At 65.0% G+C, this 20257-nt stretch carries 19 protein-coding genes; 5 read left to right on the forward strand and 14 right to left on the reverse strand.

All coding sequences use genetic code 11. The annotated features are described in order from the left end of the window. Positions 1-41 precede the first annotated feature (41 nt). A complete protein-coding gene (locus ACM42_RS33545) occupies positions 42-428 on the forward strand; it encodes a VOC family protein (protein WP_271532322.1) in 387 nt (128 codons plus the stop codon). Positions 429-482: 54 nt separating this feature from the next. Here the strand turns inward: ACM42_RS33545 and ACM42_RS33550 are convergent, their stop codons facing one another. Then, entirely contained in the window at positions 483-980 is a 498-nt protein-coding gene (locus tag ACM42_RS33550) for a hypothetical protein (protein WP_271532324.1), read from the reverse strand. A 261-nt stretch (positions 981-1241) separates the two neighbouring features. Here ACM42_RS33550 and ACM42_RS33555 point away from each other — a divergent pair, with 261 nt between their 5' ends. After that, positions 1242-1595: a GrlR family regulatory protein gene (locus ACM42_RS33555; RefSeq protein ID WP_028178611.1), complete on the forward strand. Its 354-nt coding sequence runs from the start codon at positions 1242-1244 to the stop codon at positions 1593-1595. On the opposite strand, the gene ACM42_RS33560 is transcribed toward ACM42_RS33555, so the two are convergent. From ACM42_RS33560 to ACM42_RS33600, 9 genes are all read right to left on the reverse strand, one after another. Beyond that, positions 1596-4283: a PAS domain S-box protein gene (locus tag ACM42_RS33560; protein WP_271532326.1), complete on the reverse strand. Its 2688-nt coding sequence runs from the start codon at positions 4281-4283 to the stop codon at positions 1596-1598. A 123-nt stretch (positions 4284-4406) separates the two neighbouring features. After that, positions 4407-5321 (reverse strand): DMT family transporter, encoded by a 915-nt coding sequence (locus ACM42_RS33565; RefSeq protein ID WP_271533692.1) that lies wholly within the window; start codon positions 5319-5321, stop codon positions 4407-4409. Between the two features lie 79 nt (positions 5322-5400). Further along, positions 5401-6198: an NUDIX hydrolase gene (locus ACM42_RS33570; protein WP_271532328.1), complete on the reverse strand. Its 798-nt coding sequence runs from the start codon at positions 6196-6198 to the stop codon at positions 5401-5403. Positions 6199-6202: 4 nt separating this feature from the next. Further along, complete coding sequence (locus tag ACM42_RS33575; protein WP_271532330.1) at positions 6203-7156, reverse strand: dihydrodipicolinate synthase family protein; 954 nt, start codon at positions 7154-7156, stop codon at positions 6203-6205. A 64-nt stretch (positions 7157-7220) separates the two neighbouring features. Further along, the gene (locus ACM42_RS33580; protein WP_271532332.1) at positions 7221-8099 is read right to left on the reverse strand and encodes an SDR family oxidoreductase; all 879 of its coding nucleotides are present in this window, start codon (positions 8097-8099) and stop codon (positions 7221-7223) included. A gap of 152 nt (positions 8100-8251) precedes the next feature. Beyond that, positions 8252-9112: a MaoC family dehydratase gene (locus ACM42_RS33585; RefSeq protein ID WP_271532334.1), complete on the reverse strand. Its 861-nt coding sequence runs from the start codon at positions 9110-9112 to the stop codon at positions 8252-8254. Positions 9113-9309: 197 nt separating this feature from the next. Next, positions 9310-9699 (reverse strand): Zn-ribbon domain-containing OB-fold protein, encoded by a 390-nt coding sequence (locus ACM42_RS33590; protein WP_014494555.1) that lies wholly within the window; start codon positions 9697-9699, stop codon positions 9310-9312. After that, positions 9699-10856, reverse strand: coding sequence for a thiolase domain-containing protein (locus tag ACM42_RS33595; protein WP_271532336.1), 1158 nt, complete (start codon positions 10854-10856; stop codon positions 9699-9701). The genes ACM42_RS33590 and ACM42_RS33595 overlap by 1 nt, the downstream gene beginning before the upstream one ends. 479 nt (positions 10857-11335) lie before the next feature. Next, positions 11336-14827 (reverse strand): indolepyruvate ferredoxin oxidoreductase family protein, encoded by a 3492-nt coding sequence (locus ACM42_RS33600; RefSeq protein ID WP_271532338.1) that lies wholly within the window; start codon positions 14825-14827, stop codon positions 11336-11338. Positions 14828-15118: 291 nt separating this feature from the next. Here ACM42_RS33600 and ACM42_RS33605 point away from each other — a divergent pair, with 291 nt between their 5' ends. Next, a complete protein-coding gene (locus tag ACM42_RS33605; protein ID WP_271532340.1) occupies positions 15119-16327 on the forward strand; it encodes a c-type cytochrome in 1209 nt (402 codons plus the stop codon). Between the two features lie 40 nt (positions 16328-16367). On the opposite strand, the gene ACM42_RS33610 is transcribed toward ACM42_RS33605, so the two are convergent. Next, positions 16368-17012 (reverse strand): trimeric intracellular cation channel family protein, encoded by a 645-nt coding sequence (locus ACM42_RS33610; RefSeq protein ID WP_271532343.1) that lies wholly within the window; start codon positions 17010-17012, stop codon positions 16368-16370. Between the two features lie 166 nt (positions 17013-17178). Here ACM42_RS33610 and ACM42_RS33615 point away from each other — a divergent pair, with 166 nt between their 5' ends. Further along, positions 17179-17604: a hypothetical protein gene (locus tag ACM42_RS33615; protein WP_271532344.1), complete on the forward strand. Its 426-nt coding sequence runs from the start codon at positions 17179-17181 to the stop codon at positions 17602-17604. A 268-nt stretch (positions 17605-17872) separates the two neighbouring features. Here the strand turns inward: ACM42_RS33615 and ACM42_RS33620 are convergent, their stop codons facing one another. From ACM42_RS33620 to ACM42_RS33630, 3 genes are read right to left on the reverse strand one after another with little or no spacing between them, the layout of a single operon-like run. Next, a complete protein-coding gene (locus ACM42_RS33620; protein ID WP_271532346.1) occupies positions 17873-18682 on the reverse strand; it encodes an isocitrate lyase/PEP mutase family protein in 810 nt (269 codons plus the stop codon). A gap of 51 nt (positions 18683-18733) precedes the next feature. Beyond that, positions 18734-19084, reverse strand: coding sequence for an antibiotic biosynthesis monooxygenase family protein (locus ACM42_RS33625; RefSeq protein WP_271532348.1), 351 nt, complete (start codon positions 19082-19084; stop codon positions 18734-18736). 24 nt (positions 19085-19108) lie between these two features. After that, positions 19109-19417 carry an NIPSNAP family protein gene (locus ACM42_RS33630; RefSeq protein WP_271532349.1) on the reverse strand — a complete coding sequence of 103 codons (309 nt, stop codon included), beginning with the start codon at positions 19415-19417 and terminating at the stop codon, positions 19109-19111. Between the two features lie 71 nt (positions 19418-19488). Between ACM42_RS33630 and ACM42_RS33635 the strand changes: the two genes are divergently transcribed. Continuing rightward, a complete protein-coding gene (locus tag ACM42_RS33635) occupies positions 19489-20187 on the forward strand; it encodes an ArsR family transcriptional regulator (protein WP_271532351.1) in 699 nt (232 codons plus the stop codon). The last annotated feature ends 70 nt before the right edge of the window (positions 20188-20257 follow it).

Here is a 20257-nt window from a genome sequence, read left to right on the forward strand (position 1 = left end):
ATGCGCCGCAACATCGAAGGACCCCGTTGGGAGAACATGAAATGCCAATCGCCGTCACTTGGGATCACGTCCATCTGCGCAGTCCCGATCCAGAAACCACGGCGGCCTGGCTGCGCGACATCCTTGGTGGCGAGATCGTGCGCGCCCCCGGACGGATCGACGTGAACCTCGGCGGAGCCAGGATCTTCATCGCACCACTCGAGGGCGACAGCGCCGTCAACCCGCCGCCCCCGCATCCGCATCAGGGTCTCGACCATTTTGGCCTGACGGTGAAGGACATCGACGCCGTCGCCGCCGAGATCAAGGCCAAGGGTGTCACCTTCACGCGCGAGCCGACGACCATTCGCCCCGGCGTGCGCATCTGCTTCATCCGCGGCCCCGAGGGCATCTCCATCGAGCTGCTCGAGCGCAACAAGAAGTACACCTGACGCGGCGCCGGCCGTCTCAGGCATGCCACCGGAACGACGTGACGCCGCGTGGGGCTAAGTCATGCTACCGGGCATAAAGCAGCGGATGGTGACGCCCATGTAGCCGTAGATCGGCCAGACCATGGTGCGCCCCACCCGATTCGGCTCCGAGATCACGGCTTCCTCGGGCACATCGACCCAGACGAGTTCCTGCTGCTGGCCGTCGAGCGCGTAGCCGTAGCGCGGGACGCGGACGCGATAGTGCCCGTCCTTGCTGTCCCAGTCGGAGTCCGAGAGCGCCGAACCGTCGGCATCGGAGCAGCAAGGCCCCTTGCCGCTGCGCAGACCGTCGAACCATGCTTTCAATTCGGCATTGGTGTTGACGAACTGCCCGCGGTCGCGTGCGTGCCCAAAGGGGGCTGCCAGCGCAAACAAGGTCAAGGCGTACGCTAGGCTTGTCAGGCTTCGCCGGCGTATCGCACTGCCAATCCGCCGTTGTTCGCTTCTGCAGTTCGTGGGACGCGCACCGTACAGACGCGGCTCATCACCGCCGGAATCGATCCAGTTGGTCACGTTCGTCTTGCTCCAGCACCCCGCGGCCAGTGCAACAATGATTATGCATTTCGCGGGCCAACTCCGATTCGTAACGGCGAGCCCCGCTTCACCATCAGAGCGTCACGACGGCATCACGCACAAGCCGGGATAACTACGGCTCGCCGCTGCAGGCTTCCGCGAACGGCCGGCAAACTGCCGCGTTGCGCGAGGGGATGGGCTTTGGCATAAAAGCCGGACCGGTGACGCCATTGGGCGATGGCGGCCGGCCCACGGGACGTTATGAAGAACGGCCTCTATTCAATTCACGTGACCCTGCTCGATGGTCGAGTCGGCAAGGGCAGCGGCGTGATTCTTTTCCGCGACGGCAAGATTCTTGGCGGCGATGCCTACCTCTATTACACCGGCAGCTACACGGTGAAGAACAACAATACCTTCAAAGGCGAGGTGCTGGTGCAACGGCACACTTCGCCTCGGGGCGACGACAATCCGCTGTTCGGGGGCCCCGCCCCGGTCGGCATCGGCGTCAGCGGCACCTACACGGACACGCGCGCGGAGATGACGGGCACAGCGCTGGTCGGCAAGGCCAGCCTGATTTTCGGCGCCACCCTGCACAAGCTAGCAGAGGTCGATTAGCTATTCCGCAGCCTGCTCGAGCGGCGCCACGCGCGGCAGGATGATCTGGATACGCGTGCCGCCGCCAGGTTCGGAATCGAGATCGAGCCGTCCGCCGAGCCGGTTCGTAACGATGCTGTAGACGATGTGCAGCCCAAGGCCGGTGCCGCCCTGGTCGCGCCGCGTCGTGAAGAACGGATCGAAGGCACGGCGGCGGACGTCGAGCGACATGCCGCAGCCATTGTCGGAGAAGATGATCTCGACATTGTCCTTGCCGGACTCGCGCACCTGGATCTCGATGGTTCCCGGCCGGCCGTCCGGGAACGCGTGCGCCACCGAATTAAGAAACAGGTTGGTCAGCACCTGGCCGTATGGGCCGGGATAGCTGTTCATGGTCAGGTCCGGCTGGCACTCGACGTTGAGCGTCAGATTGTGCTTGCGCAGGCCCGGCCGCAGGCTCATCACCACCTGCTCGGTGAGGTCGCCGAGATCGAAAGTACGCTGGTCCGAATAGTTGCGGTCCGCTGCGACCTGCTTGAACGACTGGATCAACTCGGCGGCACGGTTGAGATTGGAGACGAGCTGCGAGGACGCATCGCGGCTGGTGTTGAGGAAGTCGTTGAGCGTGGAGCGGCGCAGCTCGCCTCGCTCGACTTCGGCGGTGAACATCGCGGTCTTGCGCTCCAGCGCGGAGGCGACCGTGAGGCTGATGCCGACGGGATTGTTGACCTCGTGGGCGACACCGGCGACCAGGCGCCCGAGCGCGGCGAGCTTCTCCGCCTCGATCAACGACGCCTGGGTTTCGCGCAGATTGCGCAGCGCGGTTTCGGCGGCTTCCTTGGCCTTGCGCATTTCCTGCTCGCCGCGCTTGCGCTCGCCGATGTCGAGCGCGACAGTCACGATCCGCTCGATCTCGCCCTCGGCATCGAGCAGCGGCAGCTTGTTGACCAGCCATTGGCGCATGTTGCCTGCCGCGTCCTTGTACTCCTCCTCGTAGAAGCCGAGCCCCTTGCGGAGCTTGAGCACCCTCTTGTCGCTCTCGTCGGACTTGGCCGCGCCATAGCGCGACATCAGATCGGACGTGGTGCGGCCGAGCGCATCGCCGGGCTCGATGCCGAAGATGCCCGCCATGTAGCGGTTCATCAGCACGTAGCGCAGCTCGCGGTCCTTGACGTTGATCACAGCGGGCACGGTGTCGATGACCTGCTGGAGCAGGCGCCGGCCTTCGGCGATGGCGTCCTCCGCGCGCTTCTGGTCGGTGATGTCGCGCAGCGTACCCTCGTAGCGGACGATGTTGCCCTGCTCATCCCGCACGCCCGTGGCACTGTCGGAGAGCCAGAGGATGTTGCCGTTGCGCTGACGCACCTGGTACTCGAACTCGCGCACCATGCCGTCGCGCGCCATCAACCGCTGGTATTCGGTACGCGCCTCGGGATGGACGTAGATCGTGTGGGCGATGTCGTTGATGCTGTCGATCAGCTGCTGCGGGCTGTCATAGCCCATCATCCGCGCCAGCGCCGGGTTGGCGTTGAGGAGGTCGCCGGCCGGCGTCGTCACATAGATGCCGTCGACCGAGCCCTCGAACAGCTTGCGGTAGCTCTCTTCGGCGAGGCGCTGCTCGGTGAGCGCGCGCACCGCCGCCTCGCGCGCCGTGTCGGCCTCCTCCAGCGCGCGGCGGAACACTTCGGCAGCCCGTGCGATGTCGCCGATCTCGTTGTCGAGCTCGGCGGACGGAATCGACGTGTCTTTCCGGCCGGCCGCAAGCGCGCGAATGGATCGGGCGATCTGGGCGAGCGGACGCACCGTCCTGCGTACCACGAACAGCGCAGCGGCGATGCCGATCAGCACGCCGATCGTACCGAGCACGATGCTCTGCCACCGCGCCTCGGTCAGGGTGCGAGCAAAGTCGCGCGACAGCACGTGGCCGCGCCTTGCGCTGACCTCGCGCAGCAATTCGGTGACGCGGCCGATCAATCGGCCCTCGGTGCCCAGCACCTCGCGATCGATGTCGACGATCTGCCGTTCGCGGACGGCGACGGCCATGATGGCCTCGGCATAGTCGTTCACCGCCGACTTCAGCTTGGCATCGCCAATATCAAGCGCCCGCATCCCCTGCGCGGCTTGCTCGGCCGCGGACGGATTGCGCGCGAGCAGCCCGACTGCGATCCGGCTCTGCGCCTCGGACAGGCGGGATGCCAGCTCGCGGTCCGCAGTGCCTGCGATGGCTGCATCGAACCGTTCGCGCAGCGGCGGCAGGCCGGCGAGCAGCTGGGCGCGGCGGTCGATCAGGGTCGAGATCCGCTCCAGACCGTTGCGATAGGTCGCAAGCCGCTCGGTGACCCCGTCGATCATATCCTGCTGTTCGGGCGCGAGCTCGATGCGGGTCTTCTTCAGGATGTCACTCAGGGTCGAGGCCGCCTCGCCCACCTGCTGGAACTGGATGCCGGCGCCGGGGTCTGTGACGAAGTCTCGCGCGGCGACGCGCAGCTCGTTCATGCGGCGATCGATATCCTCGGCGAGATCTCCGACGCTCTGGAGCCGCTGCAGCTCGGCGAAGGTCGTGTCGATGTGCCGGATCGCGATCACGCTCGCGGTCGAGGTGACGATGATCACCGCCAGCATCAACAGAAAACTGCCGAAGGTGAGCTGGCCGATGGAGAGCGAAAATGTTCGCCTTTTCTCAGGGGGCGGCGTCAATTCGGCGGACATTGCTGGTTTGAGGACCGGGCTGCTGGAGACCCAATATACGACGTATTGCCGCCCGGGGGGAACATGCCTCGGGGCGCGGAATATCCTTAATATCGGGGCCTGCCGCCTTCTTCAGCCGCGGCCCTACGACAGTTTGACGCTGGCTGCCCTGCGGGCCGGGATGGTCATGGCGGCGACGCCGAGGACGACGCAGGCAAGGCCGATCCAGGCGGTCCGGCTCAGGGCTTCACCCAGGAAGGCGACGCTGATGGCGACCCCGATGGGAACGCGGAGATAGGCCTGCGCGGTGGTACCGACCGATCCCAGGGTCTGGATCAGGCGGAAATAGATCGCGAACGCTGTCGCGGTCGAGAACACCGCGAGCGCGGACAGTGCCAGCATGGAGCTCGGCGAAGGTGACAGCGTCCAGGGCTGCTCGAGCGCCAGCGAGGCCGGGATCAAGACCGCGGCGCCTGCCAGCAGCGAGCCGGCAGCAGGCGCCATGGGGTCGAGGCCCTTGAAGCTGCGGCCGAAGATCGCGGCGCAGGCGTAGCAGATGGTGGCGGCAACGATGGCGGCTTCGGCGAGGAGGCCGCTGCCGATGCCATGAAAGGCATCGGCCCCGACGATCAGCAGGATGCCGGCCATCCCCGCCACGACCCCGAACAGCTTCCGCGGCGTCGTCGCTTCGTGGCGGGTGACGGCCGCCGTGAGCAGGAAGGTGAAGATCGGCGCGGCCGAGTTGAGGATGGTGGCGAGCGCGGCATCGACATGGCGCTCGCCCCAGGCGATCAGCGTCCAGGGGATGACGCCGTTGAGCACGGCCTGGAACGCGAAGCGCTGCCAGGTCGCCCCATCCGTCGGCATCTTGATGCCACGTATCCACATGACGGCCAGCAGCAGCAGCCCGGCAATCGCGGTGCGCGCCGCGATCAGCGTGATCGGCGGGATGGTGGCAACGCCGAGCTTGATGAAGGTATAGGAGCCGCCCCAGAGGGTTGCGAGCGCAACCAGCAGGGCCAGCTCGACGGCAATATTGGTGTCCTGCCGGTTGTCCATGGCGCGCATTCCGTCCTTCTCGGTGGACGGAACCTAGCGCGTCCGCGTTCGCCAATACTTCGTTGCCTATCGAAGTGTACTAGCCGACCGCTCCGACCTCGAACACCTCGCCGTCGTAACCGGCTTCCCGGGGAATGCGGAGCTGGCGGCCGGTTTCGGTCTTGGTCATGACCGGCATCACCGTGACGATCGACAGGCCGCGGGCGTGCTCCAGCGCCGCGTTCACGTTCGGCTGCTTCGCAAGCCGGATCAGATTGCGCGTGGTCGGAAACGGCAACTTGAAGCGGCCGCTCTCACCGCCCTCCACCGCTTCGCGCGGCGAGACCCAGATCGAATCCGTGGACTCGCGGCCGTCGTGGGCGCCGAGCTGGTCGGGCGGAGCTGCCGCGAGGAAGAACCATGTGTCGAACCGCTTGGGCATGCCCTCCGGCGTGATCCAGTGCGCGTAGGGCACGAGCGTGTCGAGCGCGAGCTGGAGCCCGTTCTCGGCCAGAACGTCGAGGAAATTGATCTTGTGCTCGTTAAGCGCAACGCGGTGCCCATCTGCGATCTCGCCGGCGCGTCTGGCATCGACCGGCGTCCCTGTTGCTTTCGACCGCGCCAGCAGGATGCCGCTCTCCTCGAAGGTCTCACGGATCGCGGCGATGCGAAATCCGCGGTCCGCTTCGCTGAGGCCCTCGCCGCCCGAATACAGGTCCGAGCGCGCGACGATCTCCTTGTCGCCGGCATCGACGCTGCCGCCGGGAAACACCAGCGCGCCCGAGTTGAACTCGATCTGATGATGGCGAACCATCATGAAGACCTCGACTTCCCGTGCGGCACTGTCGCGCAGCAGGAGGATCGTCGACGCCGGGCGTGATGCTGATGTCTCGGTCATTCAACTAACCTGCGGCGCTGGATTGCGGCCCGAGATGGGCGCGCTTGTCGACACGGGCGACGCGCGACAGCAGGTACTCGACCTCCGCCTTCGCCGCCGCCGTGATGGTGGCGCCGGGCTTGCGCTGGGCGCTGGAAGCGATGACGCCGCGCTTCTCCAGCACGTATTTGCGCACGGCAAGGCCGGCGCCCGGTTGCTGCTCGTAGCGGATCAGCGGCAGATGAGCGTCGAACAGGTCATGCGCGGCGTCACGCTTGCCTTGCTTCGACAGGCGCACGACATCGATCAGAAGCTCGGGGAAGGCGTAACCGGTCATGGCGCCATCGGCGCCGCGCTCCATCTCGAAATCCAGAAAGAGCCCGCCATTGCCGCAGAGGATCGAGAGCGGCCGCAGCGAGCCGTCCTTCTGGAAGTTGCGCAGCGCCGAGATCTTCTCCAGGCCCGGCCAGTCCTCGTGCTTGAGCATCACGCAGTTCGGATTGTCGGTGACGATCTTGCGGATCACCGCAGGCGTAAACACCACCGACAACGTCAGCGGATAATCCTGCAGCACCCAGGGCACGTCGGGGCCGATCGCCTCGGCCGCCTGCTTGAAATAGCCGATAATCTGATCGTCGGTGCGCAAGCTGGGCGGCGGCGCGATCATCACGCCGGCCGCGCCCGCATCCATCGAGGCCTTCGCCAGCGAGCGCATGGTGGCAAAGCCCGGCGCGGAGACGCCGACGATGACCTGCATCTTCTTGGCGCGCTTGACGAAGCGCACCGCCACCTGCTCGGCCTCGGCCGCATCGAGCTTGGGGGCCTCGCCCATGATGCCGAGCACCGTGACGCCGTCGCAGCCGACCTCCTCGTAGAAGTCGGTGAGGCGGTCGATCGAGCGCTCGTCGATCCGGCCGTCGTCGTGGAACGGCGTCGGCGCGATTGCGAAGGTGCCCTTGGCGTCGGCGGTGAGTTTCATCGTCTCTCTCTTTCTCCGTCATTCCGGGGCGCGCGCAGCGCGAACCCGGAACGACAACATCAGCCTAAAACCGCCGCGCCCCCATCTTGATCTGCTCCTCGGAGAAGAAGATCTCCTTGGCGTGATCGACAATGTCCTGGGCCTTCCAGCTCGTGTGCGGCGGTTTCCAGCCTTCCATTTCCATCATCCGCATTTCGCGCACGCCGCGGGGCCCGGACACGCCCAGCACCTTGCCGGTCTGGTCGCCCGACAAATCGCTGACCATGTATAGCACGGCCGGCGCGATGCCGTCCGGCTCGAGCGCGGCGCCGGGGTTCTCCTTATAGCGGGGCAGGTCTGCGGTCATGCGGGTCAGGGCGCCCGGGGCCAGCGTCCAGACCCGGATGTTGTACTTGCGGCCCTCGATCGCCAGCACGTTGGACAAGCCCCAGATGCCGCCCTTGGCCGCACCGTAGTTGCTTTGGCCGAAATTGCCGATCAGCCCTGATGTCGAGGAGGTGTTGACGATAACGCCGCCGCCGTTTTCCCGCATCCAGCGAAACACCGGCAGGGTGCAACAAAAGGTGCCCTTCAGGTGCACCTTGATGACCTTGTCCCAGTCGGCCTCGGAGGCCTTGGCGAAGGTCTGGTCGCGCAGAATGCCCGCGTTGTTGACGAGGATGTCGGCACGGCCGAAATGCTTGATGGCGTCGTCGAACACCGCCTGGCCGCCCTCCATGGTGGAGATGTCGGCGCCGTTGGCGACCGCCTTGCCGCCTTCGGCCTCGATCGCGTCCACCACCTGCTGCGCCATTGACTTGTCGGCGCCGGAGCCGTCGCGAGGCCCGCCGAGATCGTTGACGACGACCGATGCCCCTTCCCGCGCGAACAGTCTTGCGTAGGCCTCACCGAGCCCCCCGCCCGCGCCGGTGATCAGCGCAACCTTGCCGTCGAGCAATCCCATGGTGGCTTCTCCCTGTTTGTTTTTCTTGCTCCGTCATGGCCGGGTTTGTCCCGGCCATCGACGAACTTGGTCGCCAACTGCACGAAAGAACGTGGATGCCCGGGACAAGCCCGGGCATGACGAAATAACTCAGAGCCGCGCAAGCGGCGTCATCACCCCAGCACCGTCTTGCCGTTCTTGATCACGGTGACGCCGCGCGACTTCACCTTGGCTTCGAACGAGATCACGTTGCCGTCCTTCCAGAGGTCCATGGTCACGGTCTCGCCGGGATAGACCGGCGAAGAGAACCGCGCGACGTGCTGGCGGAAGGCGCTCGCGTCGTAGTCGGCATAGGTCTGGAGTACGCCGCGGCAGGTGATGCCGTAGGTGCACATGCCGTGCAGGATCGGGCGTGGGAAGCCGGCCTTCTTCGCGAATTCCGGATCGGAGTGCAGCGGATTGCGGTCGCCGCAGAGGCGATAGACCAGCGCCTGGTCCGGACGCGTCGTGATATCGATGATCTTGTCGGGCGCGCGCGAGGGGATCTTGTGCGGATCGGGTTGGGTCAGGTTCGGACCGCCGAACCCGCCGTCCCCACGCGCAAAGCGCGAGGCAACTAGCGTCGCCAGCTTCTCGCCTTTCTCGTTCTTCAGCACGGTCTGGTGAACGATGACGACGCCCTTGTCCTTGCCCTTGTCGTAGACCTCGAGCACGGAGGAATCGGCAGTGATGTTGGCGGCGACCGGCAGCGGCTGGTGGAAGGTAATGTCGCGCTCGCCGTCCACCACCATGACGCGGTTGAGGTTCATCTCGCCGGGCCCTGAGCCCCACGCTGCAACGGACGCGAATGTCGGCACAACCTTCAGCGGTCGCGGTGTGAACGTGCCCTCGTTGACGAAGGCGAGCTCGTTCTCGTCCATGGGATCGGCGCCGAGGCCGATGCCGTAGGCGTAGAGCATCACCTCGCGATCGGTGTAGGCGTATTTCTGGCCGATGTTCTTCAGGCCCTTGAGCTCTTCGTATCTGGCGGACATCTTGTTTGTTTCCTCGGATTCTTATGCGCCGCTGCCAGTCGAAGTGCCCTCTCCCCTTGTGGGAGAGGGCCGCGAGAGCCATGCGGCAAACTCGTTTGGGTGAGGGGTTGGCTCCGCAGTGAAAGTCTCTCTGTGGAGAGAAACCCCTCATCCGGCGCTTCGCGCCACCTTCTCCCACAAGGGGAGAAGGGAAGATGCTAGGCCGGCGTGAAGAACGGCAGCGGCGCGCCGTCGGTCGGCTTGAACACCACTTTCACCTTCTGGCCGATCTTCAGCTTCTCGAGATCGCAGTCGACGAAATTGGTCTGCACCGACGGCCCCTCCTTCAACGTGACATAGCCGATCGCGTAAGGCCCGGTCGGCGACTTCCGCATCAGGCTCCAGGTGTAGATCGTGCCCTCGCCCGACGCCTCCTCCCACACCGTCTTGTCGGAGTAGCAGAACGGGCAGATCGAGCGCGGGAAGTAGTGCGCCTCACCACAGGCGGTGCAGCGCTTGATCATGAACTTGCCTTGCTTCGCCGCGTCCCAGAACGCTGCGGTTTCCGGGTTCGTCACCGGGGCCGGATATTTCTTTGCATCTACCATCACACGCGCTCCAGAATGGCGGTCGAGGCGGCGTGGCGGACGCCCAAAAGGCCGCCGGTGCCGTGGGCGATGGCGAGATCGCAATTCGGAACCTGCACCTTCGGATGCGCCTCGCCGCGCAGCTGCCTGACGGCCTCGAGGATCTTGGTCATGCCGCCGCGGTTGACCGGATGGTTGCTGCAGAGGCCGCCGCCGTCGGTGTTGAACGGCAGCTTGCCGACGCCCGAGATGAGGTTGCCGTCGGCGACGAACTTGCCGCCCTCGCCCTTCTTGCAGAAGCCGAGGTCTTCCAGCTGCATCAAGACGGTGATGGTGAAGCTGTCGTAGATCGAGGCGTATTTGATGTCCTTCGGCGTGATGCCGGCTTCCTCGAACGCGCGGGGACCGGACCACACGCCGGCGGAATAAGTGAGGTCGAGATCCTTGCCGCCGCGCGGGCCCTTCATCGCCTCGCCATGGCCGATCAGGCGCACCAGCGGCTTCTTCAGGCTCTTGGCGATCTCGGGCGTCGTCACGATCATCGCGCCGCCGCCGTCGGAGACGACACAGCAATCCATGCGATGCAGGGGATCGGAGATCATCGGCGAGTTCAGGACATCCTCGACGGTGACGACGTCCTTGAGCATCGCATGCGGATTGTATTGCGCGTGGTGCGAGGCCGCGACCTTGATCCAGGCGAGCTGCTCCGAGGTGGTGCCATAGTCGTGCATGTGGCGCATGGCACACATGCCATAGGCATTGTGCGTGGTCGCGCCGTAGGCTGTCTCGAAATCAACCTCGGCGCCCGCCGCGCGCGGCGGCATTGCCCCGGTGCGCGGCTTGCCGGCGAGCGTAACGAGCGCGATCGAGCATTTGCCCGCGGCGATCGCCTCGGCGGCATGGCCGAGATGGATGATGTAGGAGCAGCCGCCGGTCTCGGTGGAATCGACATGACGAAGCTTCTTGGTGTTCAGGCCGAGATAATCGACCATCGGCCAGGCGCCGCCCGGCGCGTCGCCCGCGCAGAAATAGCCGTCGATATCGTCCTTGCTGATCCCGGCATCCTCGATCGCGCCCTTGGCGACCTCGGCATGGAGCTGGGCGGTGGATTTGTCCGGCGCATGCCGGGTCGGGTGTTCATAGATCCCGGCAATGTAGGCCTTGCCCTTGATGGTCAAACTTCAGGTCTCCGCTTGCGCTTCTTCTTGCTCGGTTTTTTCTGAACCGCGATGGCCTGATTGGCAAGCGCGGAAATATTCCGTCGCGCGAGAGGGCAGCGGGTTGGCGCAAGTGGACGATGTTCTTGTGTCCCGGACGCGCTGCAACGCTCCAGCGTTGCTGCGCAGAGCCGGGACCCACGCGGCTGCTCATCGTTGTGACATGGGCCCCGGCTCTGCAGCGCACCGCCAAGGGCGCTGCGCTGCGTCCGGGGCACGAGAGCTCGACTGCACAAAATCCTAAAGGTGTTTTGCCCGACGACACAACCGATATTCAATTTCCGCGAAAACAACCCCATGCACAGTAGAAGGGTGGTTGATTTCAAAGAGGAAATCGTAAGGTCGATTGTAGCCCGGATGAGCGAAGCGACATCTGGGATCTCATGAGCAATGTCCCGGGTCTCGCTTCGCTCACCCGGGCTACGAGCAAATCAATGCCCTTACTCGGCCGCGATCTGCCTTGGCGCGGGCGGCGGATTAGCGAGGTCCGCGGCGAGCTGGGCGTAGCGCACCTTTGCATCCGCGACCGCCTTCTCCTTCACCGGGCCGTAGCCGCGGATGCGGTCGGGCAGCGACAGCAGTTCGACGGCGGTGTCGATCGTGAGCGGCGACAACAGACCGAGCACGGTGGCGACGTCCTTCTCGTAGCCCGTGATCAGATCGCGCTCGAGCTTGCGATCGGCGCTGCGGCCGAAAATGTCGAACGGCGTGCCGCGCAGGAATTTGAACTTTGCCAGCACACGGAAGACGTTCAGCATCCACGGGCCGAAGGCGCGCTTCTTCGGGCGTCCGAGCGCATCGACGCCGCTCGCCAAAATCGGCGGTGCCAGGTTGAAGCTGAACTTGAAGTCACCCTCGAACTGGTCGCGGAGCTGCTGCTCGAAGGCGCCGTCGGTGTAGAGGCGCGCGACTTCGTATTCGTCCTTGTAGGCCAGGAGCTTGGCGTAGTTCACCGCGACCGCCCGAGGCAGCGCATCGCCATAGCCGCCCTTCACAGCGGCATCGCGCACCTGATCCACCAGTTTGCGATAGCGTTTTGCCAGACGACCATTCTGATAGGCGGTGAGATGCTTGGCGCGGTGCTCGATGACCTCGTCGAGAGACATTGCGTCCAGCGTCTTCGGCGCAACCACCTCGTCCGTCCCCTTCAGCATCGCGGCAAGGCGCGCGGGGTCCGCGACCGCCAGGCGGCCGAGGCGGAAGGCTTCCTTGTTCATCTTGATCGAGACGCCGTTGACCTCGATCGCCTGCTCGATCGAATCCGCCGACAGCGGGAACAGCCCCTTCTGATAGGCGTAGCCCATCATCATCATGTTGGTGGCGATGCTGTCGCCGAGCAGCTGCTCGGCCGGCTTGGTGAAGTCGAAGAAGACGGAGTCCTTGTGCAGCGCCGTCTCCAACAACCCATTCAGCTTGCGGGTCTGGAAGTTGAAGTCGCGGTTGAGGACGAAGTCGGCGGTCGGGATCACGTGGCTGTTGATGATGCCGCGGGTGCGGCTGGTGTCGCAGAGCGAGATCGTGTCCTTGGCGACCGCAACCACCTCGTCGGCCGCGAGCACGAGATCGGCCGTGCCGGTGACGATGCGCGAGCAGGTCACCTCTGCCGGATGATCCGACAGGCGGACATGGCTGAGCACCGCCCCGCCCTTCTGCGCAAGGCCCGACATGTCGAGGATCATCGAGGCCTTGCCCTCGATATGGGCGGCCATGCCGAGCAGCGCGCCGATGGTCAGCACGCCGGTGCCGCCGACGCCGCCGACCGCGATGTTGTAGGGCTTGTCGAGAGTCGGTCGCGAGGCCGGCTCAGGCAGCTCGCCGATCTCGCTGAACTCGGCCGGCGCACGGTGACGCGGTTTGCCGCCGTCGACGGTGACGAAGGACGGGCAGAAGCCCTTGAGACACGAATAATCCTTGTTGCAGGAGGACTGGTTGATGGCGCGCTTGCGGCCGAACTCGGTCTCCAGCGGCTCCACCGAGATGCAGTTCGACTGCACCGAGCAGTCGCCGCAGCCTTCGCAAACGGCGGGGTTGATCATGACGCGGCGCGCCGGATCCTCCATCAGGCCGCGCTTGCGGCGGCGGCGCTTTTCGGCCGCGCAGGTCTGCACGAAGACGATCGCCGAGGTGCCCTTATACTCGCGGCACATCTTCATGACGCTGTCGAGCTCGTCGCGGTGATACTTCTTCACGCCGGGCGCGATGGTGTCGGCCGGATAGGCGTCAGGGGTCTCCGAGACCAGATAGATCTCGCGGATGCCCTCGGCGTGGAGCTGGAAGGTGATCTGCTGCGGCGAGAGATCGCCGTCATGGCGCTGGCCGCCGGTCATGGCGACCGCGTCGTTGTAGAGGATCTTGTAGGTGATGTTGGTCTTGGAGGCGACAGCCTGGCGGATCGCCAGAAGCCCGGAGTGGAAGTAAGTGCCGTCGCCGAGGTTCGCGAAGATGTGGTTCTCGTTGGTGAAGGGCGCGATGCCGACCCAGGGCACGCCCTCGCCGCCCATATGCGTGAACGTCTCGGTCGAGCGGTCCATCCACAGCGCCATGAAGTGACAGCCGATGCCGGCGAGCGCGCGGCTGCCTTCGGGGACTTTTGTCGAAGTGTTGTGAGGGCAGCCGGAGCAGAAGTAGGGAGTGCGGGAGACGGGGGCGACCGCCTGCATCTGGGTCGCCTGGCGGCCGTTGAACCAGTCGGCCTTAACGCGGAGCATCTCCGCGATCTCAGGGTTGAGATTAAGTCGAAGCAGCCGCTCGGTCAGCGAGGTCGCGAGCGAGGCGACGCTGAGCTCGGCGGCGAAGGTCAAAAAGCGCTTGTCGTGCTCGTCCATCTTGCCGACGATGCGCGGGCGGACGTCGTCGCGCCAGTTGAACAGCTCCTGCTTGACCTGGTTCTCGACGATCTCGCGGCGCTCCTCGATGATGAAGATCTCCTCGAGGCCGACAGCGAACTGCCGCACGCCTTCCGGCTCCAGCGGCCAGGGCATGCCGATCTTGTAGAGACGAAGGCCGATCTTGGCGGCGACCTCCTCGGTGATCCCCAGCTCGCGCAGCGCCTGGCGAACGTCCTCATAGCTCTTGCCCGACGCCATGATGCCGAAACGGGCGTTCGGCGAATCCATGGTGACGCGGTTGACCTTGTTGGCGCGCGCGAAGGCGATGGCGGCAAAGCCCTTATAGTCCTGCAGGCGCCGGTCCTGCTCGAAGCGGTCGTCGGGCCAGCGCAGATTGAGCCCGCCGGGCGGCAGCTCGAAATCGGTGGGGATGACGAAAGGCTTCATCTCGTCGGTGAGGTCGATCTCGGCGGTGGTCTCCACCGTCTCGGTGATCACCTTCATGCCGACCCAGCAGCCGGAATAGCGCGACATCGCGATGCCGAGCAGGCCCATCTCGATCATCTCGTGGATGCTCGAGGGATAGAGATAGGGCATCAGCGCCGAGATGAAGGCATGGTCGGACTGATGCGGGACGGTCGAGGATTTTGCGCCGTGGTCGTCACCGGCAAGGCAGAGCACGCCGCCGTTCTTGGCCGAGCCGGCCGCATTGCCGTGGCGGAACACGTCGCCACAGCGGTCGACGCCCGGGCCCTTGCCGTACCAGATTCCGACCACGCCATCATATTTGGCACCGGGCGAGAGGTTGAGCTGCTGCGAGCCCCAGACGGCGGTGGCCGCCAGATCCTCGTTCACGCCGGGCTGGAACTTGATGTTGTACTGCTCCAGATGCTTGCGGGCGGCGAAGAGCTGCTGGTCGTAGCCGCCGAGCGGCGAGCCGCGATAGCCGGAGATGAAGCCCGCGGTATTGAGGCCGTTGGCGCGGTCGCGCCGGATCTGGGCCATCGGCAGGCGGACCAGGGCCTGGATGCCCGTGGTGAAGACGTGCCCGGTCTGCTGGGTGTATTTCTGATCGAGACTGATCGGACCCTGGTTGATGCCCATGCTGTCCTCGTTTGGCCCTGCTCAGGCCTTTGTTACTTAAGGTCGCTTAAGCCGTTGCCTTCCCGTCGTTTTTAGCTAGGGCGCGCCGACCGTCACCGCCACTCTATGTCGGATATTTCATGATCCGCACCACAAATCTGGACGAAAAGGCGCGCCGGGTAAAAATCGCAATTTCGTGGCCTCAAACACGCCGGGCATTTTCAATTTGTGTCACCATACCCCCGCCGTCGCGAAATGAATGGCCGCCCCAATGGCCCCGATGACGGCGATTGGTCGCAGGAGAAGCCGAGCATGCGCACGATTCTGGCTTTGATTGCGTTGTGCAGTGCAGTTGCTGGCGCGGCGCTTGCCGCCGAGCCATCACCGGAACTGATCGCCTATGGCAAGACGCTGGTCGAGGCCGGCGACTGCGCGGGCTGCCACACCGCCGATCCGGCGAAGCCGTTCGCGGGCGGCAAGCGGATCGACACGCCTTTCGGCGCGATCTTTGCGCCGAACCTGACGCCGGACCGCGACACCGGCATCGGCGCCTGGACGGATGCCGATTTCGTGCGCGCGGTGCGCACCGGCATCGCGCCCGACGGCTCGAACTATTACCCGGCGTTTCCCTATCCTTACTTCACCAAAATGACGAAGGACGACACGCTGGCGATCCGCGCTTATCTTGCCACGCTGGCGCCCGTAGCGAACCGCAACAAGCCGCCGGAGCTGCGCTGGCCGTTCGGCTATCGCGGCCTGATGCGGCTCTGGAACGCCATGTACTTCAAGCCCGGCCTATTCGAGCCGGACCAGAGCAAGAGCGCGGCCTGGAACAGAGGCGGCTATCTCGTCACCGGGCTCGGTCATTGCGGCGCCTGCCACACGCCCAAGAACTATTTCGGCGCCGACAGGGATGGGCAGGCGCTATCCGGCAATGAGGTCGGCGGCTGGTTTGCCCCCCGCCTCGATGGCGCCGTCCGCACCGGGCTGAAATCGTGGAGCGAGGAGGACATCACGGAGTATCTGCAAAGCGGACGCAACGCCAAAAGCCATGCCGGCGGGCCGATGGCGGAGGTCGTCGTCAACTCGACCGCGAAGATGAGCGATGCCGATGTGCGCGCAATCGCCGTTTACTTGAAGAGCCTGCCGCCGGCGCGGCGTGAGACGATCGTGACGCCGCCGGATGATGCCGAGATGAAGGCCGGCCAGGCCGTCTACGCAAAACTCTGCATCGCCTGCCATGAGGCCGACGGCTCCGGGGCCCCGCGCATCTATCCGCCGTTGCCAGGCAATGCGCTGCTGCAATCCAACAACCCATCCTCCACCTTGCGCATCATCCTCGACGGCGCCTACACCGTGACCACGCCGCGCGCGCCCAACACCGGGGAGATGCCGGGCTATGCCAAGCAACTGTCCGACGAGGAGATCGCGGCGGTGACGAATTACATCCGCAATTCCTGGGGTAACGCGGGCCTGCTGGTGACGTCGGCCCAGGTGGCGAGGGCGAGGAAGGAGCCGTAGCCACCTCCCTCCCTCGTCATCAGAATGAGGCGACTTGACTCTACCTCTCCTCATCCCCGGTGAACACGAATTTCGGCATCTCCCATCTGTAGTGCACCGCAAGCAGGCGGAAGCTGAGGCCGAGCGCGAAGGTCAAAATCGTCCAGAGCTCGGCATTGAGATTGAAGCCGAACGCCGTCGCGTAGAACAAGCCAGTCACGACCGAGACGCTGGCATAGAGCTCGGATCGAAACAGCAGCGGCACGTCGTTGCAGAGCACATCGCGCAACACACCGCCGGCGCAGCCCGTCACCACGCCCGAGACGATCACGATCGGGAGCGAGGCGTCCATCTGCCAGGCGACGTTGCAGCCGATCATGGTGAAGACGACGAGGCCGATGGCATCGAGCACGATGAAGGCGAGGTGCAGCCGGTGGACGAGGCGCGCGATCAGGATCGTCAGCAGCGCCGCCCCACCCGGCAGAGCAAGGTAGATCGGGTTGGCCACCCACACCAGCGGATAGTGACCGAGAAACAGGTCGCGTAGCGTGCCGCCGCCAAGCGCGGTGATGCAGGCGAGAAGACAAACGCCGACATAGTCCATGCTGCGCCGCCCCGCGGCCAGTGCCGCCGTCATGCCCTCTGCCGTCAAGGCGACGAGGGCCAGAAAGTGCAGCACGCTATCGGTCGGCGGCAGACTCCACATCGGTCTCGTTCCCTCGTCGCAGCCATGGAACTCGCGTCCAGTTCCCGAGCGAACAGGTTCCCGATTCCCGACACGAGGGCAACATGCGACGAAAGCATGGGGTGGCGCGGAACGGAATCTCGCACCTGAGGGTTGTCCCGACGTCATAACCGAGGAGATCCAATCGATGGCTGACGACCGTTTTCCCAACGATCCGTATCGCCCGAACCTCGCCGACGATGAGTTTTCTCGCGCGGCGCGCCGGGATGCCGACCTTCAAGCCGATCCTGAGCTCGGGGAAGGCCCTGCCTCCAGCGGCAAGATCGCGCTGTTTGCGGTAGCGGTCGCCCTGGTGCTGGGCGCCGTGTTCTACGGCTTGAACAATACCACCACGACCAACGAGGCCAGCAACACGCCGGCCTCGCAGACTGCGCAGACGCAGCCGACCAATCCGGCGGCGCCTCCTGGCGTGCGCGACGTGACGCCGCGCAACAACACCGAGCCGGGCGTGACCACGGGTGCGGCGCCGAGCAGGCCTGCTGCCCCGGCTCCCGATACGCCTGCTGCAAAGCCGGCGCCGGGTTCGCAGACGCCGTCTGACGGCGCGAAGTAACAGTTAGCAATGAGATGTGACAGCGGCGGGATGCAACATCCCGCCGCTGTTCGTTGGCCTAGATGAGGTGAGATGAGGCTTGATCGCTGCAACGACGGAGGTGCACTCCCTCTCCCGCTCGCGGGAGAGGGTCGGGGAGAGGGTATTTCCGCAATGGGACAATCCCCAAGAGGAGAAAGCCCTCACCCGGCGCTTCGCGCCGACCTCTCCCGCAAGCAGGAGAGGTGAAGGAGCCGCGGCAATCGATTCAACCTAAAGCCATTCCGCTTTAGCTGAACATCTTGTTGAGCTCGCCGCCGGGATAGCCGCCGGCAAGCTCTGTGAACGTTCCCTTCTCCGCCATCTCCTTTGCAGCGCGCATGAAGCCGCCCCAGGCGGCGCGGGCGAGCGAGCCGCCCACACTGATGCGGCGCACGCCGAGATCTTCTGCCTCCTGCAACGACAGGCCGGACGCGCCGATCAGGAGATTGAACGGCTTCGGATGCACCGCCTTCACCACCGCGGCGATGTCCTCGCGGCTCTTCAGGCCCGGCGCGTAGAGGCAATCGGCGCCGGCATCGGCATAGGCGGTCAGCCGATCGATGACGAGCTTGAGGTCGGTGACGCCCCACAAGTAAGCCTCGCAGCGGCCGACCAGCAGCGTGCCACTGTCGCCGATCGCCTTGCACGAGGCCTTGATGCGCTCGACCGCAAGCGCGCGGTCGTAGAGCGGCTTGTCCTTGTCGCCTGTGGAATCCTCGATCGAGAGGCCCGCGACGCCGGTACGCACACAGCGCTCGACATTGTCGGCGACCCTGTCCGGCTCGACGGCAAAGCCGCCCTCGAAATCGGCGTTCACGGGGATATCGACGGCCGAGCTCAATGCTGCCAGATGCTGACAGACGTCCTCGACGCTGACGTGGTTGTCGGCCTTGCCGATGGTCCAGGCAAAGCCTGCGCTCGAGGACGCGATCGCCTTGAAGCCGAGATGCTGCAAGGCTTTCGCGCTGCCGACATCGACCGGATTAGGCAGGATGAAGCAGCCGCTCTCGTGCATCTTCCTGAACGTCGCGCGCTTGTCCGCGGTCGTCACGTGCATGTTTCTCTCCCTAGTTGGCCGCGCAGACATAGGCGCGCCCTTTCAAGTGCGCTAGTGCCCGTCGTGTACGGCGCGGCTGTCCTTCGGAGCCTGCTCGCGGTCGGTCATGCTGTAATCCCGGATCACGCTGGCGATGCGCAGATGATAGTCCGCGAAGATTTTTGCGCGGCCTTTCGCTTGCGTGCGGCGATGCTCCATCGTGTTGCGCCAGGCCTGCACGGCTGCCTCATCCCGCCAGAACGACACCGACAGGATCTTGCCCTTCTCGGTCAGGCTCTCGAAGCGCTCGACCGAGATGAAGCCGTCGATGGTGTGCAGCAACGGCTTCAGATCGGCCGAGAGGTCGAAATAGTCCTGGCGGTGTTCCGGCTTGGGCCAGACCTCGAAGATCACGGCAATCATGAGCATCTCCTGCTGTTGGTTGGCCTACAATACCACCTTGCGCAGGAAGGTGCGCTCTTCGGCGAGGATGAATTTCTCGGACTCGGCAAAATTGAAGTTTGCCATGCCGTCGAGATCGGCCCGCAGCCGTTTGCGATAGGCCTCGTAGGCGGCCAGGCTCTCGAACGAGATCAGGGCGGACGCGATGTTGTTGGTGCCCTCGTGGGGCATGAAATAGCCGATCAGCTCGCCGCCACATCTCGGGATGATGGTGAGCCAGCGCTTCGAATATTCCTCGAACTGCGCGCGCTTGAAGGGATCGAGCTGGTAACGGATGAAGACGGTGACGGACATGACGGGTTCCTGTGCTTGAAGCAACACGCTACGCCCTTGCCCGGCCACAATGCTTCGGCTACCATCGAAGCATGAAAGCAGGTCCTGATATCGCCATGGTCGCCTCCCTCGTCGGCGACCCCGCGCGCGCCAACATGCTCACGGCGCTGATGAACGGCCGCGCGCTCACCGCGAGCGAGTTGGCGCAGGAGGCCGGCATCACACCGCAGACCGCAAGCTCGCATCTTTCGAAGCTCGAGGCCGGCGGCCTCGTCGAGCCCGAGAGGCAGGGCCGCCACCGCTATTACCGCCTCACCGACGACGACGTCGCCGGCGTGCTGGAGGGCCTCGCGGGCCTCGCCGCGCGGACCGGCCACATGCGCGTGCGCACCGGACCGAAGGATCCGGCGCTGCGGCGGGCGCGGATCTGTTACGACCATCTCGCCGGCGATCTCGGCGTGCAGATGCTCGACACCATGCGCGAGCGAAACCTGATCAGGCAGAAGAAGCAGGACATCGAGCTGACGGCCGAGGGCGAGCGCTTCCTCGCCAAGCATCTGCAGATCTCGCCCGAGATGCTGGCGCATCCGCGCCGCCCGGTATGCAAGGCCTGCCTCGACTGGAGCGAGCGGCGGCATCATCTCGCCGGCACGCTGGGCGCCGCCATGATGCAGCGCTTCGCCGAACTGAAATGGGCTTCGCGCGATGCCACGCCCGGCAGCCGCGTGGTGAATTTCACCCGCACCGGCGAGAAGCACTTTGCCACGCTCTTCGGGAATGCGAACGACTGATCACGCGGGGCGCGTGGGTTCGCACGTTTGCGTGTGAATGCGGGCTCTCGTCGCGGCCGGGCTTGACCCG

The sequence above is a fragment of the Bradyrhizobium sp. CCBAU 25338 genome (assembly GCF_028128965.1).
Classification (GTDB): Bacteria; Pseudomonadota; Alphaproteobacteria; order Rhizobiales; family Xanthobacteraceae; genus Bradyrhizobium; species Bradyrhizobium liaoningense.

Bases quoted from the DNA above. Each gene is read 5' to 3' on its own strand.
- ACM42_RS33580 (WP_271532332.1), bottom strand. From the start codon at position 8,099: ATGGGATTGCTCGACGGCAAGGTTGCGCTGATCACCGGCGCGGGCGGG.
- ACM42_RS33625 (WP_271532348.1), bottom strand. From the start codon at position 19,084: ATGATTGCCGTGATCTTCGAGGTCTGGCCCAAGCCGGAACACCGCCAG.
- ACM42_RS33570 (WP_271532328.1), bottom strand. From the start codon at position 6,198: ATGACCGAGACATCAGCATCACGCCCGGCGTCGACGATCCTCCTGCTG.
- ACM42_RS33620 (WP_271532346.1), bottom strand. From the start codon at position 18,682: ATGCACGTGACGACCGCGGACAAGCGCGCGACGTTCAGGAAGATGCAC.
- ACM42_RS33560 (WP_271532326.1), bottom strand. From the start codon at position 4,283: ATGTCCGCCGAATTGACGCCGCCCCCTGAGAAAAGGCGAACATTTTCG.
- ACM42_RS33590 (WP_014494555.1), bottom strand. From the start codon at position 9,699: ATGGTAGATGCAAAGAAATATCCGGCCCCGGTGACGAACCCGGAAACC.
- ACM42_RS33615 (WP_271532344.1), top strand. From the start codon at position 17,179: ATGGCTGACGACCGTTTTCCCAACGATCCGTATCGCCCGAACCTCGCC.
- ACM42_RS33600 (WP_271532338.1), bottom strand. From the start codon at position 14,827: ATGGGCATCAACCAGGGTCCGATCAGTCTCGATCAGAAATACACCCAG.
- ACM42_RS33545 (WP_271532322.1), top strand. From the start codon at position 42: ATGCCAATCGCCGTCACTTGGGATCACGTCCATCTGCGCAGTCCCGAT.
- ACM42_RS33555 (WP_028178611.1), top strand. From the start codon at position 1,242: ATGAAGAACGGCCTCTATTCAATTCACGTGACCCTGCTCGATGGTCGA.
- ACM42_RS33575 (WP_271532330.1), bottom strand. From the start codon at position 7,156: ATGAAACTCACCGCCGACGCCAAGGGCACCTTCGCAATCGCGCCGACG.
- ACM42_RS33585 (WP_271532334.1), bottom strand. From the start codon at position 9,112: ATGTCCGCCAGATACGAAGAGCTCAAGGGCCTGAAGAACATCGGCCAG.
- ACM42_RS33610 (WP_271532343.1), bottom strand. From the start codon at position 17,012: ATGTGGAGTCTGCCGCCGACCGATAGCGTGCTGCACTTTCTGGCCCTC.
- ACM42_RS33635 (WP_271532351.1), top strand. From the start codon at position 19,489: ATGAAAGCAGGTCCTGATATCGCCATGGTCGCCTCCCTCGTCGGCGAC.
- ACM42_RS33630 (WP_271532349.1), bottom strand. From the start codon at position 19,417: ATGTCCGTCACCGTCTTCATCCGTTACCAGCTCGATCCCTTCAAGCGC.
- ACM42_RS33565 (WP_271533692.1), bottom strand. From the start codon at position 5,321: ATGGACAACCGGCAGGACACCAATATTGCCGTCGAGCTGGCCCTGCTG.
- ACM42_RS33605 (WP_271532340.1), top strand. From the start codon at position 15,119: ATGCGCACGATTCTGGCTTTGATTGCGTTGTGCAGTGCAGTTGCTGGC.